This is a genomic window from Myceligenerans indicum (genome assembly GCF_016742955.1).
Taxonomy (GTDB): domain Bacteria; phylum Actinomycetota; class Actinomycetes; order Actinomycetales; family Cellulomonadaceae; genus Myceligenerans; species Myceligenerans indicum.
This window is the reverse complement of record NZ_JABBYC010000003.1, coordinates 96,356-112,199: the sequence shown is the minus strand read 5'-3', so window position 1 is coordinate 112,199 and position 15,844 is coordinate 96,356. Positions and strand designations below refer to the sequence as shown.

Below are 15,844 nucleotides of genomic sequence, written 5' to 3'. Positions count from 1 at the left end.
CAGTGTGATATCAGCACCCGCGAGGGGAGACGGTGAGCCCCCGGCGCCGCAGGTAGGAGCCCTGGCGATGATTCGCCAGGGTCCAACAGGTTCAGACGCCGGTCGGGCTCGGTGCTGCCGGTGCGGGTGCGGCCGGTTCGGGCCTCGTGGGGTCCGGCTCGCGTGCTGTGTCCGCGGGAGTGTCGTCACTGGGCCGGCCAAGGATCCACTCGGTGGAGAACAGGACCTTGTCGGTCAGTCGCAGCATCTCGTCACGGATCCCGACGTGCGGGGTGGAGAACGCAAGTCGTGCGATCGACTGCTTGCCCGGGGCCTCCGCCCAGTAGTCGATCAGGAGCAGCGGGACGTCCTGACCGCCGACCTCCTCGGCACCGCGCCGTTGGCGAACGTCCCGCAGGAACGGGCCGGAGAGGGTGTCCGTCCAGGTCAGAACATCGCCGAGCCCGGGCTCGTGGTTCGACTCGAGGCGGCTGCGGACGTTGTGCAGGTGCGTCCCGTCCGCAGGCACGGGGCCGAGGTCATGCCAGTACAGCGTCAGGTGCAGCGCGAGCGCGGCCGTGTCCCCGGGCAGCACGAGGTACGCCATGACCTGTCCGCCCGCGGACTCGGCCTTGATCGCGGCGTCGAGCAGCTTCTCGCGCAGGTCCCGGCGCAGGGGAGCGGAGGCGTCGCTCAGCTTCCGCGTCTGGACCTTGACGAGTTCGCGGATCTGCTTATCGCGCGCCTCGTGGTCGTCGACCTCGATGACCGCCCAGTGGTCCGGCAGGTTGAGCTCGATGCCGATGCCGCGGAATCCGCCGGGGTCCTCGACGGTGCCCAGGGCGTGCAGGGCCTCGCCGCTGATCCCGGTGCCGGTCTCGTCGAACAAGCCGGTGGGGTCGTCCGCTGGCGGGCTGGTGTCCAGGATCTCCAGGAGCTCGTCCGCCTGGAACGACATGGCATGTCGCCCGGTGGGATCGACCACGACCTGCTCCAGGACGGCCCCGTGCCGGCGCAGGAACGGGGCGATGGACTCCTTCCGCCGCAGGCTGTACTCCCGCCCGGGATCGCTGCCCAGGAAGTCCCCGAGCGCCTGCGGCGATGAGAACAGGCACAGCACATACGGCCTGCTCGACCCCTCCGCCGCATCGAACACCCGAACCTGTGGCGTGCCATCCTCCCGCTCGAGATGCGGAACGATGACGGACTCGCTGCGCAGCGAATTGCCGACGGCCTCGCGATCACCGCGCGCAAGCCGAGCGGCCAATGGGGGCAGTGCTGTGCTCGCCTCGGGTGCTTTGAGGTTGTCCTGCCCAGGAACAGGCGGAAACTCGCGAGACGGTGTGTCCGGCATTGGTTTCAGATCTCCTGAAGTAGTGCGTGAAACTGGATCTTGGCATGCCCACAGGACGGCTTCCGGTTGGCTCCCGGCGGCCTAACTCGCGCCAGATATGCGTGGTATTCAGTCCTTCCAACGCTGCAGGCTTCCTCGAAGTCACCGACCCTTCGTAAGGCTCCTAACTCTCTGTCTGGCTTCGTGTCGAATGCGTTTCGTCGTGCCAACCTCAGATAGCTCACTTAGCAGGTCAGTATTCTCGGAGCGTTCTGCGATTCTCAGCTGAAGCCATTGAGACCAGTTATTGATTTCCTCGCGAGATGCTACCGGCGAGTCAACAGCTGTACGCGCTTCCAGAATGTGCAGTTCGGTCGCTCTTCTGGCTGCGTAGTCGCGCGAGCGCCCCTGAGGGAGCAAGTCAACCCAATCCGCGCGCTCGTCGTCGACGACGAGCGGAAGGATGTGGATGACCGTTGCCGAGAGGAGCAGTTCGTTGCCTTCGAAGCGGAGCGCTTGATAAATGATCGGCATCTTCTGGGCTGAGCGTGCCGCTGCCTCGTACAGTCGCCAGCGAGCGTGCTCGTCCTCGAGCGCTTTGTCGGCATCGACGTTTTGGGCGAGGCGATTGATGGCCTCGGTGAACTCTGTCATCAGCATCCCGAGTTGAGCTTGTGGATCTTCATCGACTTCTTGATGGACTTCCGGATCGTCTGGAGATTGTTGTTGATGACTTCCTGCGCGCGACGGTCGAGAACGACGTTGGGCTTCAACGGCTTCCCGTTCTGGCCGATCTGCACGCCATGCGCCTTATCGAGGCCGGGCCCGAACAAGTGTCCGTGCGCCGGGCCGTGATCGTTTGAGAAGATCTGGAATCGGTACTTTCCATCCCGGAAGACCTCGCCGACGCCATTGACATTGTGAACGAGGACTGCGGATGTACCCGCAACGACATAGTAATTGTGGTGCCCATCAACGTGGAAGTTGTAGACGGTCTCGACATCGTCCGTGCTCCGCTGTTCGACCTCGATCCCTTCAAGCGTCGCGGTACCCTCTGTCGTCACTATCCGGGCGCCCAGGGTCAGGTCCTGGGCATCGAGCCAGCCTATGCCGTAGACCATGAAGGGGTGCTCGGCGGTGGTCGTCACAGTGCTGCCCGCGATGTTGAGGTGGTAGAGCGTCGCGGCCTGCTTGACGAAGGTCTCATTCACAAGCCTGAGCTCGTCCCGGCCGCTGGTGAGGTCGCGTGCCCACACCTTGTCTCCGACCCGGATCTCCTCGATGGGCTTGTCACCGTCTACCGTGTGGATGAGGGTGCCCGCGACGAAGCATGCTCCGAACCGGAACTTGCAGTACAGCTTCTTGAGATTGGACTTCAGGCCGCCAGAGAAGCCCTTGAGACTTTGCTTCAGTGCCTGTTTGCCGGCCGTCGTCGCGAGAACCTTGGATAGTCCCATGGCGGCTTTGGCGGCTCCGCCGAGGCCGATGAGGGAGAGGGCTGCGCCGGCGATGGCGAGTCCTGCTTCGGCCCAGGAGCGTTCGCCGGTGGCGGCGAGGGTGATGTTGGCCAGTGCGGAGACGATGGCTGCGACGGCGGCTATGACGATGAGGGCGCCGGCGATGGCGGGGCCGATGATGGGGATGAAGGCTGCGACGATGGCGAGGATGCCGGCGATGGTGGAGACGAGGTCGGCGATGTCGGCGATCGCGGCGACGAGTTTGGAGCCCCAGTTCTCCCACCAGCCGTCGTTGAGGTCGTCGTTGCTGGTGATTTCCTCGATGCGGGAGATGGCGTTGTCCGCGGCGGTGTTGCGGTCGGCCACGGCGTCCTCGACGGTGCTGCGTGCCGAGGAGACGATCCCGGCCGCGGTGGTCGCGTTGCCGGAGTACTCGGAGGCTTTCTGCTCGTACTCGCGTTTCTGTTCGTCGTCGGTGGTGGAGTCGGCCAGGTCCTGGAAGGAGTCGGCCTGTCGGGCGGCGGTCTCTTGTTCGGTCTGGGCGGTGCGGGCCTGTTCGAGCGCGGTCAGCGTTTCCTGCTGGACGCGTTCCAGGGCGCTGGAGTAGTCGATCAGTGCTTCACCGGCGGCCTCGTAGCGGCCGTGTGCTCGGCGGATCTCGCTGATGGTGTCTTCCTTCTTCTCCATCAGCGCGTCCACGGCCTGGGAGACGGTGCCGTCCACGTCCAGGCGTGACATCGCCGAGGCCGCGTCGTTGATGGCGCCGGCGACCTCCAGGTAGTCCTGTCCGCCGGCGAGTACGAGGACCGGGTCGCCCGGGGTCGGGTCGACGTCGAGTCCTACCGGGGACCAGTCCGAGGGCCGGTAGCTCACTCTTCACCCTCCAGTGCCGTGGCCAGGTCGGTGTCGACATCGGAGAACGCGTCCGACACCGCGGACGAGGCGTCTGCCAGCCCCCTCAGGCTCTCGGTCATCTTCTCGCGCGTGTCGTCCCACTTGTGGGCGAAGTCGCGCACGCACCCGGCCAAGCCCTCGTGTCCGACCGACTCCGAGATGCGGTCGCTGTTCGCGTTCGCGTTCTCGAACTCGTCCGCGACCGTCGTCAGGCTCGCCGCGAGTGACTGCACCGCCTCCAGGTCCAGCCTCAGATCCGCCATGGTCACACCTCCTGAGCTGGGAGGTTAACCGGCAGATTTCCAGACATGCAAGGAAAGAACTACCCATCCAACCAGCCAACACAGTGTGATATGTCTATCAACATCCGGCAGTGCACCGGATGCCTGGTCTGAGCAACATGATGGGTACTACTCCCCATCGACGCCCCCAGACCGGACGGATAGTGTGCTGCACGTCAGATCGGCCGTGGGGGTCGGTCGTACACACGGCGAGAGAGGTTCATCCGCATGTCGATCAACATGACTTACGAGGAGATCGAGAGCCAGGCCGGCCAGCTCCGCAGCGGCCAGGAGCAGCTGACCAGCATTCTCGAAGACCTCCGGTCCCAGGTGCAGGGGCTGATCGAGTCCGGCTTCCAGACGGAGGCTGCCTCGGGTGCGTTCGGCACGGCCTACGACGACTTCACCACGGGCACGACCCAGGCGGTCGAGGGCATCGAAGGCATGGCGGCGTTCCTGGACCAGACCGCGCAGTCCTTCCGCGAGACCGACGAAGGCCTGGCCTCCGGCATCGGCGGCTGAAGCCACCCCGAGCCAAGACGCAGCCCGGGGCTGCACCTGAGAACCAGGGCCGGTACACGGGACCAGCCCTGGTTTTCGCATACCCGGCGGTGACCCCGGGCGCGCTTCGCGCCGAAGCGCAGCGCCGGACATCTCGCCTACGGAAGGACCGACACATGGACGCTCGCGCCCGCAAGATCCTCTTCGTCGTTGCCCTCGCGGCGTTTGCCGTCTTCTCCGTGTACCGCCTGGCGCGGATGATCCAGCTCGACCGCGTCGAGGGCGCCGCGATCTGGGTCGCCGTGCTGCTCCTCCTCGCGGTCTGTGTCCTCACAGTGGCCGCTGTGCTCAGGCGTGTGAGCGGGCTTGCCGCACACGTCGGGCGGCAGCGCGCGGGGGCGACGGTGGTCCCCGCGTTCACCACCGCCGAGACGCTGGACGAGGCCCGGGCGGCCGGAGCCTCGTCCGGAGGCTGGCTGCCCGTCGGTGGTAGCCCGATCAGCCTGGCCGTGCTCCCGGACCGTGTCGAGGTGTGGGCTCGCAAGGAGCAGGCACCGCGCTGGTCGATCCAGCGGACGCCGGGCGCCGCACAAACGGCGTCGGGCACCTACGGCTCGCGGACCGTGGAGGCGCTCCGCGTCTCGGACGGCGTCTCGGCGGTCACGGTCGTCCCCGCGTACCGGCCGCTGCGCGCGGCAGGGGGCTTCGCCACGGATGATGTCGCCCGTGCTGTCGAGGCCGTGCGAGGCGGATAGCCTCCGGCTCCGACATGGTGCAACGTCGGTCTGACCGGCCGACCGGCTGACCGTTCCAGAGGGCGACAGACTGCATTGCGGGGTCTTCACGGAGCGACAGAGGCCGGGGCCGCCTTCACGCTGAAGACGGCCCCGGCCTCTGTCGTCGGGTCTGGTGTCAGGCCTGCTGCTCCTGGCTGATCGCGATCATCTCCTCGCGGGAGACGACCTTGACGCGCTCACGACCCTCGGCCTCGCCGAGCGTGCGCTCGTGCGCGTCGAGCAGTTCCCAGCCGGACCACTCGATGACCCGCACGCCCTTGTCGGCGAGGAACGACTTGATCGCCTCGGGGTCGCCCTGCGGGGCGGTGCGCCCGCCGGTCAGGTCGCCCTCCGACACGTCGGCGCCGTCGGCCACCCCGGCCACGTCCTCGACCAGGTGCTTCACGGTCTCGGAGGCGTCGGACTTGGTGTGGCCGATGAGCCCCACCGGACCGCGCTTGATCCAGCCGGTGGTGTAGACGCCGGGTACGTTCTCGCCGTCCAGGTCGACCACGCGGCCCTCGCGGTTGGAGATGACGCCCTTGTAGTCGTCGAACGGGATCTCGGAGAGCGGCGACCCGAAGTAGCCGACCGCACGGTAGACGGCCTGCACCGGGAAGTCGTGGAACTCGCCCGTGCCCTTGGCGGTGCCGTCGCCCTGCAGCGCGGTGCGCTCCGTGCGGAAGCCCGTCACCTTCCCGTTCTCGCCGAGCACCTCGGTGGGCTGGTGCAGGAAGTGCAGGTGGATACGGCGGGAGGCCGTCTTGCTCTCCGGCTCGTCGAGCGCCCAGTCGGTGAGCGTCTTGACGACCTGCTTGGTCTGGTTCGACGAGTTGATCGCGGCCTCGGAGCCCTCGTCGAAGTCGTAGTCCTCCGGGTACACGATGATGTCGACGTCCGGGACGTGACCGAGTTCACGCAGCTCCAGCGGCGAGAACTTCACCTGAGCGGGGCCGCGACGGGCGAACACGTGCACGTCCGTCACGGGCGAGGCCTTCAGGCCCTCGACCACGTTGGCCGGGACCTCGGTGGGCAGCAGGTCCTCAGGGTGCTTGGCCAGCATGCGCGCCACGTCCAGCGCGACGTTCCCGGCACCGACGACCGCGATCTCGCGGGCCTCCAGCGGCCAGGTGCGGGGCACGTCGGGGTGACCGTCGTACCACGACACGAAGTCCGCTGCCCCGTAGGAGCCGTCCAGGTCGATGCCCGGGATGTTCAGGTCGGCGTCCTTCATGGCGCCGGTGGAGAAGATGACGGCGTCGTAGAACTGCCGCAGGTCCTCAAGCTTGACGTCCGTGCCGAAGTCCACGTTCGCCAGCAGGCGGATGTCACCGCGGGAGAGAACCTTGTGAAGCGCCACGATGATCTGCTTGATGCGCGGGTGATCCGGCGCGACGCCATACCTGACCAGCCCGAACGGCGCCGGGAGGCGCTCGAACAGGTCGATCGAGACGTCGAGGTCGGTCTTGGACAGGATGTCGCTCGCGTAGATGCCGGCGGGTCCGGCACCGACGACGGCGACGCGCAAAGGTCGGGTGCTCACGAAGAGGCGCCTTCCGGTCGAGGGACTGTACACAATCGAAGGCCAGGAGAGATTCTACCGACCGTGTAAGGGAGCCCTCATCTTCGTCCACAGGAGAGTTCGCGAAGATGCTGCACACGGAGTCCACGCCAGTCTCCATCACGTCGAACGCGCTGCGCGGCCGGTCGGAGGTCGTCCTGCCCCGTGCGGACATCTCGGCTCAGCCGCCGGCCGGCGGCCGCCATCGTCCTGGGAGGGAGTGTCAGCGTCGTCGTGCATGATGCGGGTGGCCTGGGAACCGTTTGCTGCGACGAGCCGTTCAGCGGTGTGGGTGGAAAGGAAGTAGCGATGCATCGGCACTACAACGGTCTGAAGACCGCAGCGATGTTCGGCGCCATGTGGGCCGTGCTCCTCGGGATCTGGTTCCTGACCGGCGGGCGGCAGACCTGGCTGTGGATCTTCGTCCTCGTCGGCCTGGGAACCACGGCCTACAGCTACTGGAACTCCGACAAGCTCGCGATCCGCGCCATGCACGCCTACCCGGTCACGGAACTCCAGGCGCCGGAGATGCACCGGATCGTGCGTGAGCTGTCGACCCAGGCACGCAAGCCCATGCCTCGTCTCTACATCTCGCCGACCAAGGCACCCAACGCGTTCGCCACGGGCCGTGACCCGGCCAACGCGGCGGTGTGCTGCACGGAGGGAATCCTCAGCCTGCTGGACGAGCGCGAGCTGCGCGGCGTGCTGGGACACGAGCTGATGCACGTGTACAACCGGGACATCCTCACCTCCTCGGTCGCCTCGGCGATGGCGGGGGTGATCACCTCGGTGGCCACCGCCATGCTGTGGTTCGGCGGCGGGAACCGTGAGGGCGGCAACCCGATCGCGGCGCTGGCGACCGCGCTGCTCGCGCCGATCGCGGCGACCATGATCCAGTTCGCCATCTCCCGCACGCGCGAGTACGACGCCGACGAGGACGGGGCCAAGCTCACCGGTGACCCGCTCGCGCTCGCGTCCGCGCTCCGGAAGCTGGAGCGCGGTACCCAGCTTGCGCCGCTGCCGCAGGACCGCGAGCTGGCGAACGTCTCGCACGTGATGATCGCGAACCCGTTCCGCGGGGCCGGCATGGCGCGCATGTTCGCCACGCACCCGCCCATGGCGGATCGCATCGCGCGTCTGGAGCGGATGGCGGGCGGACCGGGTGGTAGCTACGGAAGCCAGTACGGCCCGGGCGGTTTCGGCGGGTTCTGACGGTGGGGGCTGCGGGTGTCCCCGGGCGCCAGTTCCCTTGCGGAGTCAGTTCTCCTCGGCCGAGATCATCCGCGAGGCGGCGTCGTCGCTCCGGCCCTTGCGGGCCTCCGCGAGCTCGGCACGAAGGGAGCGGACCTCCTCCGCCCTCTCCGTGCGGAGCGTGCGGATCTCCTCCACCAGGACGTCCACCTGGCGGCGCGTGGCCGCCTCCTCCTGCTCGTTGGACTCCTCGACGGTCTGCACCATCCAGGAGGCGAGGGTCGCGGTGACCACGCCGAGCAGGGCGATCCCGCCCAGCATCAGGCCGGCCGCGATGAAGCGTCCTGTGACCGTGACAGGGTAGAAGTCGCCGTACCCCACCGTGGTCATCGTGACGATCGCCCACCAGAATCCCTCGCCGAGGTTCGTGATGTTCGAGCCCTCGACGTGCCGCTCGGTGTCCGTGATCGCCAGCGCACTGGTGAGGATCAGCAGTGCGGTGCCGCCCGTGGCATACGTGACGACCCGGCCCCGGAGGCGCTGCACGCCGGTCCGGCTGAACCGCTGGATCACCTTGATCAGCAGGAGCAGCCGCAGCGGGCGCAGCAGGGGCAGCACCACGACCAGCAGGTCGATCCAGTTCGTCCGGACGAAGGTCCACGAATAGCCGGACAGGTGCAGCCGGACCATGTAGTCCGCGGCGAACACCATCCAGGCGACCGTCATGAACACACTGCAGGCAGTTCTCACCAGCGAGGGGACACCCTCGAAGGCGATCGGCAGGCCGTAGGCGACGAGGAAGAGCACGGCCACCGCGACGAGAGGCCACTCGGTGCGGTGTCGCCAGGTGGCGAGGTCGAGACTGCGGAACATGGTTCGCCACTGTAGCGAAGGAGTGGGTTTACGGCCGCGAGTCCGTGCCGGGCGTCCGCGCCGACTACGGTTGACCCAGGATCTGTCCCTCACGAGCAAGAAGGAGCACGGCCGTGGCCGACTCGTCGTTCGACATCGTCAGCAAGGTGGACCGCCAGGAGGTCGACAACGCCCTCAACCAGGCGTCCAAGGAGGTCTCGCAGCGGTACGACTTCCGGGGCGTGGGCGCGTCGATCGAGTGGAGCGGCCAGGACAGCATCGTCATGGTCGCCAACTCGGCCGAGCGGGTCCTTGCCCTGCTGGACGTGTTCCAGACCAAGCTCATCAAGCGCGGCGTGTCCCTCAAGGCGTTCGACACGGGTGACAAGGAGCCGCAGGCTTCCGGCAAGGAGTACCGGCTCGTCGGGTCCCTCAAGGAGGGGCTGGCCGGCGAGAACGCGAAGAAGATCACCAAGAAGATCCGCGACGAGGGCCCCAAGGGCGTCAAGACCCAGATCACCGGCGACGAGGTCCGGGTCTCCTCGAAGTCCCGCGACCAGCTCCAGGAGGTCATCGCGCTCCTCAAGGGCGCGGACCTGGACGTGGCGCTGCAGTTCACCAACTACCGATGATCGCCGACTGCCGCTGACCGGGCGGCCACGGGCGCCATCGGCAGTTCGTGGCCTGGCGGTGGTCGTCATCCGGTCGTCGATGGAGTGGATGCCCGAAGTCGCGTTGCCCGGGTCGACGCCCTGGTGCGCGGCGTTCGGTCTTTGCCTCGTCGCCACCACGGCACCGAAGACAGGGCCTCGCCCCGCGAACCGTCGCGCTTGCGTGAAGCGTAGCGTACTGCGTGTGTGAGATGTAGTTCAGATGATGCGTGATCTGTAGCGTAGAACTACTGTCGCGCCATGAACGTGAACTACCTGCCACGTACGGTGGACGCGCTGCTGGACCGGTACCTGGCGGGACTTGCCGCTGTGGCGCTTCAGGGGGCCAAGGGCGTCGGCAAGACCGCCACTGCGAAACAGCGCGCCGACCACACCATCGACCTTTCACGTCCCGCAGCCGCTGAGGCGTTCCGCGCTGCGCAGGACCCGCTTGCCGAAGTCTCCGGTACCACCCTGATTGACGAGTGGCAGCGCGAGCCCTCCTCGTGGGACCACGTCAAGCGTGCCGTCGACGACGGAGCTCCTGCCGGATCGTTCATCATCGCGGGCTCAAGTGCTCCGCGCGGAGCCACTGTGCACACAGGAGCAGGCCGCATCCTCACGCTCCGAATGCGACCCCAATCTCTGTACGAACGCGGCATGCACGCGGGCGGCGACACCGTCAGCCTGCGTGCGATGCTCGGCGGTGACGCCGACGTGCGTGGACATACGGCGTCCGACCTGGTCGACTACGTCGAGGAGATCCTTGCCGGCGGATTCCCCGGCATCCGTCGAGTGCCCGAGGAACTGCGTCAGGAACAGCTCGACTCCTACCTGGACGCCACCGTCAGCCAGGAATTCGCCGAACAGGGCACTTCTGTACGCCGCCCCGCGACACTGCGTGCCTGGATGACTGCCTACGCCGCGGCCACCGCGACCACCGCGACCTACACTGCGATCCTGGATGCAGCCACCCCCGGGCTCCCCGACAAGCCCGCGCGATCCACCACACTTGTCTACCGCGACGTCCTCTCTCGCGCCTTCCTGCTCGACCCCCTGCCGTCCTGGACTCCCAGCAGCAACCATCTCAAGCGCCTGACCCAGACCGAAAAGCACTTCCTCGCCGATCCGGCACTCGCCGCCCGTCTCCTCGGAGCCACCAAGGACAGCCTTCTGGCAGGCGAGGGTTCCGGGCCTGCCGTCCCCCGGGCCGGCACTCTCCTGGGTTCCCTCTTCGAGCATCTCGTGGCGCAGTCCGTGCTCACGTACGCTCAGGCATCGCGCGCCCGTGTCGGTCACCTGCGCACCCAGGACACGAGGCACGAGGTCGACCTCGTCGTCGAGCGCGACGGCCACATCGTTGCCTTCGAGGTCAAGCTCGCCGCCACCGTCACCGACGCAGACGTCAAGCATCTGCGCTGGCTACGCGAACAGATCGGCGACGACCTCCGCGACGCCGCCGTCATCCACACCGGACCAACCGCCTACCGTCGCACAGACGGCATTGCCGTCATTCCGGCTGCCCTCCTCGCGCCATAGGAATCGCACCGGCGCCATCGGGCCGAACCGAGGCACCGAACCCGTGCGGAGCGCCCACCGTCGTGCCAAGCCCCATGAGGCTCGGTCCGCACCCGCGCACCGTGGAGCACGTGAGCCGCCCGGCGGTTCACGCCAGCTCGAGCTCCAGGATCGCCAGATCCAGCCACCGCCCGAACTTGGTCCCCACCTCCCGCAGCAGACCGACGCGGCGGAACCCCAAGCTCTCGTGCAGGCTGATCGACGCGGCGTTCCCCGCTTCGATGTCGGCGTACATGCGGTGCGCACCCGCGTCGCGGGCCGTCGCCACCAGCTCCGTCAGCAGGGCGCGCCCCACGCCGTTGCCCTGCTGCCCGGGGGCGACGTACACGGAGTCCTCGACCGAGTGCCGGTACCCCTCCTTCGCCCGCCACGGCGAGAACGAGGCGTAACCGACGACGTCGCCGTCCACCTCCGCCACAAGCATGGCGTTGCGCCCGGCAAGGTCGCTCACCCAGGAGCGCGCCTCGTCCTCGCTCATCGGGACGCTGGTCCAGATAGCCGTCGTCGTCTCGACGGCGTCGTTCCGGATCGCCCGCACCGCCCCGGCGTCGTCGGCTCGTGCGGGGCGAACGGCCGCTGGCGGAGCATATAGTGAACTCATGTCCACAATAGTAGACAATGCTGATGGCCTCGGGAAGCGTGTCCGGGACGAGCGGGCGCGCCGCGCGTGGTCGCTCAGCCGGCTCGCCGAGGCGTCCGGGGTGTCCCGCGCGATGATCAGCAAGGTCGAGCGCGGTCAGAGCAGCCCCACGGCGGCAGTCCTCGGCCGGCTCGCTGCCGCCTTCGACCTCAGCGTGTCGGCGCTGCTGGAGCGGGCGGAGGACGCGGGCGCCCACCCCGTGCGGCGCGCCGACGCCGTACCGGCCTGGAGCGATCCCGAGACCCGCTACCTGCGGCGCCAGATCTCGACGCCGTCGTTCCCGGCCGACGTCACCGACGTGGTGCTGCCCGCCGGGCAGCGCGTGCCGTACCCGGCGGCCGCATACGCGTTCCACGCGCAGCTCGTCTGGGTGCTCGACGGCGAGCTGACGCTCACCGACGGCGCCGACGTCCACGTGCTGACCGCGGGCGACGTGTTCGAGCTGGGGGTCCCCGCCGCGCGGGAGTTCGCCAACCCGAGCGACGCGGACTGCCGGTACGTCGTGGTGGTCTCCCGGCGGGAGACGCCGTAGGGCGGCAGGCGTGACCACGCCTGCCGCCCCAACGGGCCGTCAGCCGACGGTCACCGGCTCCGCGGCCGGTTCGTTCGCGGCCTCCGGGGTGTGGGCGAGCGAGAGTCCCTGGCTCCGTCGCCGGAAAAGCAGGGCCGACACCACGGCACCGGTGGCGAAGAACGCGGCACCCCACCAGTACGCGGTCGAGTAGCTGGTGAGCTGTGCCTGCAGGCCGACGGCCTCGGTGACGGGCGCGTGCGCCGCGAGGTAGTCGGACGCCGCGGTGGCGGCCAGGGTGTTCAGCAGGGCCGTGCCGATCGACCCGCCCACCTGCTGGCTCGTGTTGACCATCGCGGAGGCGACGCCGGCGAACTGCCGGTCCACGCCCAGCGTGGCCGTCTGCATCGAGGCGGGCATGATCGTCCCCATCGCGAAGCCGATGATCATCAGCGGCGGCAGGACGTTCGCCGCGTACGTGCTGTCCGCGTCGAGCAGGGTCAGGTAGGCCATGCCGATCGTGCCCAGTGTCATGCCGATCGGGACCATGACCTTGGGCCCGAAGCGGGGCACGAAGATGTTGGTGCCGAGCTGTGCTGCCAGCACCAGCATGGCGATCATCGGCAGGAAGGACAGGCCGGTCCTGATCGGCGTGTACCCGAGCGTGAGCTGCAGGTAGTACGTGACGAAGAGGAAGATGCCGAACATCCCGGCGCCCGTGATCAGGACTGCGAGGTAGGCGGTGCCGCGGTTGCGGTCGAGCACGATGGACAGCGGCAGCAGCGGGTGTCCGGCGCGGGTCTGCCAGCCGACGAACGCGACCAGCAGGATGACGGCACCGGCCAGCATGCCCCAGGTCAGGGGCGAGTCCCAGCCGTCGGTCTCGGCGTTCGAGAAGCCGTAGACGAGGCTGAAGAGCGCGCCGGAGACCAGGACGGTGCCCGGGACGTCCAGCCGGGGCCGAGGGCCCTCCCGCGTGATGCGGGGGACGAACGCCATGGCTCCGACGAGGGCGACCGCGGCGATGAAGACGTTGATGTAGAGGTTCCATCGCCAGTCGAGGGTCTCCGTCAGGACCCCGCCGAGGAGGAGCCCGATGGCGCCCCCCGCACCGGCGATGGCACCGAAGACCCCGAAGGCGCGTGCGCGTTCCTTCGGGACGGTGAAGGTGGTGGTGAGCACGGCGAGGGCCGTGGGGGCGAGCAGGGCGCCGAACACGCCCTGCAGGGCGCGGGCGGCCACGAGGAGCTCGAACGTGCCGGCGGCACCGCCCAGTCCGGAGGCGACGGCGAAGCCGATGAGGCCGATGACGAACGTGCGGCGGCGGCCGATGAGATCGGAGAGGCGTCCGCCGAGCAGCAGAAGGCTTGCGAAAGCCAGGGAGTACGCGGTGATGACCCACTGGCGCTGACCGTCCGTGAAGCCGAGGTCGGCCTGCGCCGAGGGCAGGGCGATGTTCACGACGGTCGCGTCGAGCACGACCATGAGCTGCGCGAGACCGACCACGACGAGCGTGATCCACCGACGGTTGTCGGTCGCGGGTGTTGAGGACATGCTCGCCACTATATACGGAACTAGCTAGTTCCGGTACTGCCAAGTTTCGGATACGATTGGTGCAGCAATGCGCGCGCGAGTAGGGTTGGACGGATGGAAGGGAGCGCGACGGCGATGACGCAGATCGAGCAGGCTGAGGGCAAGCCACGGCTCGGGCGCAAGCGCGATCTCACCCGCGATCCCGAGATCCTTGCCTCCGCGCTCGACGTGCTCGCCGAGACCGGCTACGACGGTATGACGATCGACATGGTCGCGGCTCGGGCGAAGGCCGGGAAGGCGACGCTCTACCGCAGGTGGTCGTCCAAGGCCGCGCTCGTGCTCGACGCCGTCGCGTGCATGAAGTCGAACGAGATCGATCTCGAGGACCTGCCGGACACGGGGACGTTGCGCGGGGACCTCATCGCCATGGTCCGCACTCCGACCATCCGGGACGGCGAGCGCAAGCTCAAGGTGATGGCCGGGATCGCCTCGATGATCGCCCGCAGCCCCGAGCTCGCGGCCGCCGCGCACGAGGCGCTCGTCGAGCCGCGGGCCACCGTCAACCGCATCTTCTTCCGCCGTGCGATCGAGCGCGGCGAGATCCCCGCCGGCGTCGACGTGGACAGGCTCAGCATCATCAGCCCGGCGATGGTCGCCTACCGGGTGCTCATGCTGGGCAAGCCCGTCGATCGTGAGTTCCTGATCTCGACCATCGACGAGATCATCCTGCCGGCTGCCGGGGTGCGATCCGTGGATTGCCGCTGACGGGAAGGTGTGGTGGGTCGAGGCGCGTGCCCGCGCGCGTCACCCGGCGCGGAGCTCGCGAAAGAATGGCGCGTCGAGTCCGGAAGCAGCGAATCCCATCCGCGGATTCCGCGGATGGGATTCGTGGTGCCAGGGATTTTCCGTCAGCGGTTCTTTGCGCTGACGGCGCGCATCACGACTGGTCAGAGGCCGATGGTCGCGACGATCTCGCGAAGGGCCCAGACGATGCAGTCGAGGAGGTTGGTACCGTACATGGCGCTTTCCTTCCGTAAGGCGGAATCGCAGGGTGATGACCTGCGAGCAGAACATGTTCGCGTTTCATACGTTAGGTATGCGAGATGGACTACGCAACATGAAATGGATATTAAGCCATAATAGGCGTGAATAGCATTCTTGTGCTAAAGCACTGGCGAATGGGTCACCGCCGGCGAGGCGCACGGGAACCGGCGAGCCAGTCGTCGATCGCTCCGATCACCAGCGACGGCGACTCGACCGGAGCGAGATGGCCGGCGTCGTCCAGCGTGATGACCGGCGGGCTCCCAGGGAGCAGGTCCCGCAGCCGCGTCGCCTGGTCCACGGGGATCCACGCGTCCCGCTCACCCCAGCCGATCCGCACCGGACAGCGCACGTCCGCCAGGCGCGCCACGACGGGCCGGGTGTGCGCGGGCCGGAGCGCCGCGATCTGCCGGTAGAAGGCGGCCTGCCCCGGCGTTCCCAGCCACGGTCGCGCCAGAGCGTCCAGCACGTCCGCGGTCAGCCGGCCCCGGGCCGCCCCGGCGATGTACTCCCGGACCAGAGCCTCGTGCAGCGCGGCCGGGAGCTGGGTGAACACGTCCGCATGCTCGGACACCAGCCGGAAGAACGGCGATCCCCACGGCTCCAGCGTCACCACGTCCCAGAGGAAGAGGCCGGCGTAGTCCCGCCCGTGCAGCAGGTGAGCCCCCAGAGCCACGGCTCCGCCGATGTCGTGCGCGACCACCCACGGCCGGTCCAGGTCCCAGTGCGCCAGCAGCTCGGCGAACCGCGACATCTGGGAGGCGAGATCGACCGCGACGTCCCCCTCCTGCGTCGACCGGCCGTAGCCGGGCATGTCCCACAGGAACACCCGGCGGCCACCGCTCAGGTGCCGCGCGGCCTGGGCCCACACCCGCGCCGACCACGGCGTGCCGTGGCAGAACACCACGTCGCCCACCGAGGGCCGCTCGGGAGCCAGGACATAGGTCGCGATGCGCGCACCGCCGACGGTCACATGGACCGGCTCGGGTAGCGACGCCTCCGACACGTGCGATTCCACGGTGCGCATGCCCCGAAGCTAGAACCTCAGGTCGACCTGAGGTCAAGC

16 protein-coding genes are annotated in these 15,844 nt (G+C 68.1%); 7 read left to right on the top strand and 9 right to left on the bottom strand.

Annotated elements, in window-relative coordinates:
• Positions 1-91: 91 nt before the first annotated feature.
• From HGK34_RS03905 to HGK34_RS03890, 4 genes are all read right to left on the bottom strand, one after another.
• Positions 92-1,099 (bottom strand): hypothetical protein, encoded by a 1,008-nt coding sequence (locus HGK34_RS03905; protein ID WP_201845255.1) that lies wholly within the window; start codon positions 1,097-1,099, stop codon positions 92-94.
• 375 nt (positions 1,100-1,474) lie between these two features.
• Entirely contained in the window at positions 1,475-1,966 is a 492-nt protein-coding gene (locus HGK34_RS03900) for a hypothetical protein (protein WP_201845254.1), read from the bottom strand.
• The gene (locus HGK34_RS23435; protein ID WP_201845253.1) at positions 1,966-3,642 is read right to left on the bottom strand and encodes a polymorphic toxin-type HINT domain-containing protein; all 1,677 of its coding nucleotides are present in this window, start codon (positions 3,640-3,642) and stop codon (positions 1,966-1,968) included. The genes HGK34_RS03900 and HGK34_RS23435 overlap by 1 nt, the downstream gene beginning before the upstream one ends.
• Positions 3,639-3,926 carry a DUF6317 family protein gene (locus HGK34_RS03890; RefSeq protein WP_201845252.1) on the bottom strand — a complete coding sequence of 96 codons (288 nt, stop codon included), beginning with the start codon at positions 3,924-3,926 and terminating at the stop codon, positions 3,639-3,641. Before HGK34_RS03890 ends, HGK34_RS23435 begins: the two co-directional genes overlap by 4 nt.
• Before the next feature lie 246 nt (positions 3,927-4,172).
• Between HGK34_RS03890 and HGK34_RS03885 the strand changes: the two genes are divergently transcribed.
• Positions 4,173-4,466 (top strand): WXG100 family type VII secretion target, encoded by a 294-nt coding sequence (locus HGK34_RS03885; protein WP_201845251.1) that lies wholly within the window; start codon positions 4,173-4,175, stop codon positions 4,464-4,466.
• A 155-nt stretch (positions 4,467-4,621) separates the two neighbouring features.
• Positions 4,622-5,200 (top strand): hypothetical protein, encoded by a 579-nt coding sequence (locus HGK34_RS03880; protein ID WP_201845250.1) that lies wholly within the window; start codon positions 4,622-4,624, stop codon positions 5,198-5,200.
• Between the two features lie 157 nt (positions 5,201-5,357).
• On the opposite strand, the gene HGK34_RS03875 is transcribed toward HGK34_RS03880, so the two are convergent.
• Positions 5,358-6,764 (bottom strand): FAD-dependent oxidoreductase, encoded by a 1,407-nt coding sequence (locus HGK34_RS03875; RefSeq protein ID WP_201845249.1) that lies wholly within the window; start codon positions 6,762-6,764, stop codon positions 5,358-5,360.
• Positions 6,765-7,091: 327 nt separating this feature from the next.
• Here HGK34_RS03875 and htpX point away from each other — a divergent pair, with 327 nt between their 5' ends.
• Positions 7,092-7,994, top strand: coding sequence for a zinc metalloprotease HtpX (gene htpX / locus HGK34_RS03870; RefSeq protein WP_201845248.1), 903 nt, complete (start codon positions 7,092-7,094; stop codon positions 7,992-7,994).
• A gap of 45 nt (positions 7,995-8,039) precedes the next feature.
• On the opposite strand, the gene HGK34_RS03865 is transcribed toward htpX, so the two are convergent.
• Positions 8,040-8,846 carry a potassium channel family protein gene (locus HGK34_RS03865; RefSeq protein ID WP_201845247.1) on the bottom strand — a complete coding sequence of 269 codons (807 nt, stop codon included), beginning with the start codon at positions 8,844-8,846 and terminating at the stop codon, positions 8,040-8,042.
• Positions 8,847-8,959: 113 nt separating this feature from the next.
• Here HGK34_RS03865 and HGK34_RS03860 point away from each other — a divergent pair, with 113 nt between their 5' ends.
• Both HGK34_RS03860 and HGK34_RS03855 read left to right on the top strand, forming a co-directional pair.
• The gene (locus tag HGK34_RS03860; RefSeq protein ID WP_201845246.1) at positions 8,960-9,457 is read left to right on the top strand and encodes a YajQ family cyclic di-GMP-binding protein; all 498 of its coding nucleotides are present in this window, start codon (positions 8,960-8,962) and stop codon (positions 9,455-9,457) included.
• Positions 9,458-9,736: 279 nt separating this feature from the next.
• Positions 9,737-11,014, top strand: a complete 1,278-nt coding sequence (locus HGK34_RS03855) for an ATP-binding protein (RefSeq protein WP_207193194.1) — start codon at positions 9,737-9,739, stop codon at positions 11,012-11,014.
• Between the two features lie 127 nt (positions 11,015-11,141).
• Here HGK34_RS03855 and HGK34_RS03850 read toward each other — a convergent pair whose 3' ends face one another.
• Positions 11,142-11,654, bottom strand: coding sequence for a GNAT family N-acetyltransferase (locus tag HGK34_RS03850; protein WP_201845245.1), 513 nt, complete (start codon positions 11,652-11,654; stop codon positions 11,142-11,144).
• Between HGK34_RS03850 and HGK34_RS03845 the strand changes: the two genes are divergently transcribed.
• Complete coding sequence (locus HGK34_RS03845) at positions 11,653-12,225, top strand: helix-turn-helix domain-containing protein (protein WP_201845244.1); 573 nt, start codon at positions 11,653-11,655, stop codon at positions 12,223-12,225. The genes HGK34_RS03850 and HGK34_RS03845 overlap by 2 nt on opposite strands.
• A gap of 39 nt (positions 12,226-12,264) precedes the next feature.
• Here the strand turns inward: HGK34_RS03845 and HGK34_RS03840 are convergent, their stop codons facing one another.
• The gene (locus tag HGK34_RS03840; protein WP_201845243.1) at positions 12,265-13,758 is read right to left on the bottom strand and encodes an MFS transporter; all 1,494 of its coding nucleotides are present in this window, start codon (positions 13,756-13,758) and stop codon (positions 12,265-12,267) included.
• A gap of 93 nt (positions 13,759-13,851) precedes the next feature.
• Here HGK34_RS03840 and HGK34_RS03835 point away from each other — a divergent pair, with 93 nt between their 5' ends.
• A complete protein-coding gene (locus HGK34_RS03835) occupies positions 13,852-14,502 on the top strand; it encodes a TetR/AcrR family transcriptional regulator (RefSeq protein WP_244666367.1) in 651 nt (216 codons plus the stop codon).
• Between the two features lie 418 nt (positions 14,503-14,920).
• On the opposite strand, the gene HGK34_RS03830 is transcribed toward HGK34_RS03835, so the two are convergent.
• Positions 14,921-15,805: an alpha/beta fold hydrolase gene (locus HGK34_RS03830; protein ID WP_201845242.1), complete on the bottom strand. Its 885-nt coding sequence runs from the start codon at positions 15,803-15,805 to the stop codon at positions 14,921-14,923.
• Between the last annotated feature and the right edge of the window lie 39 nt (positions 15,806-15,844).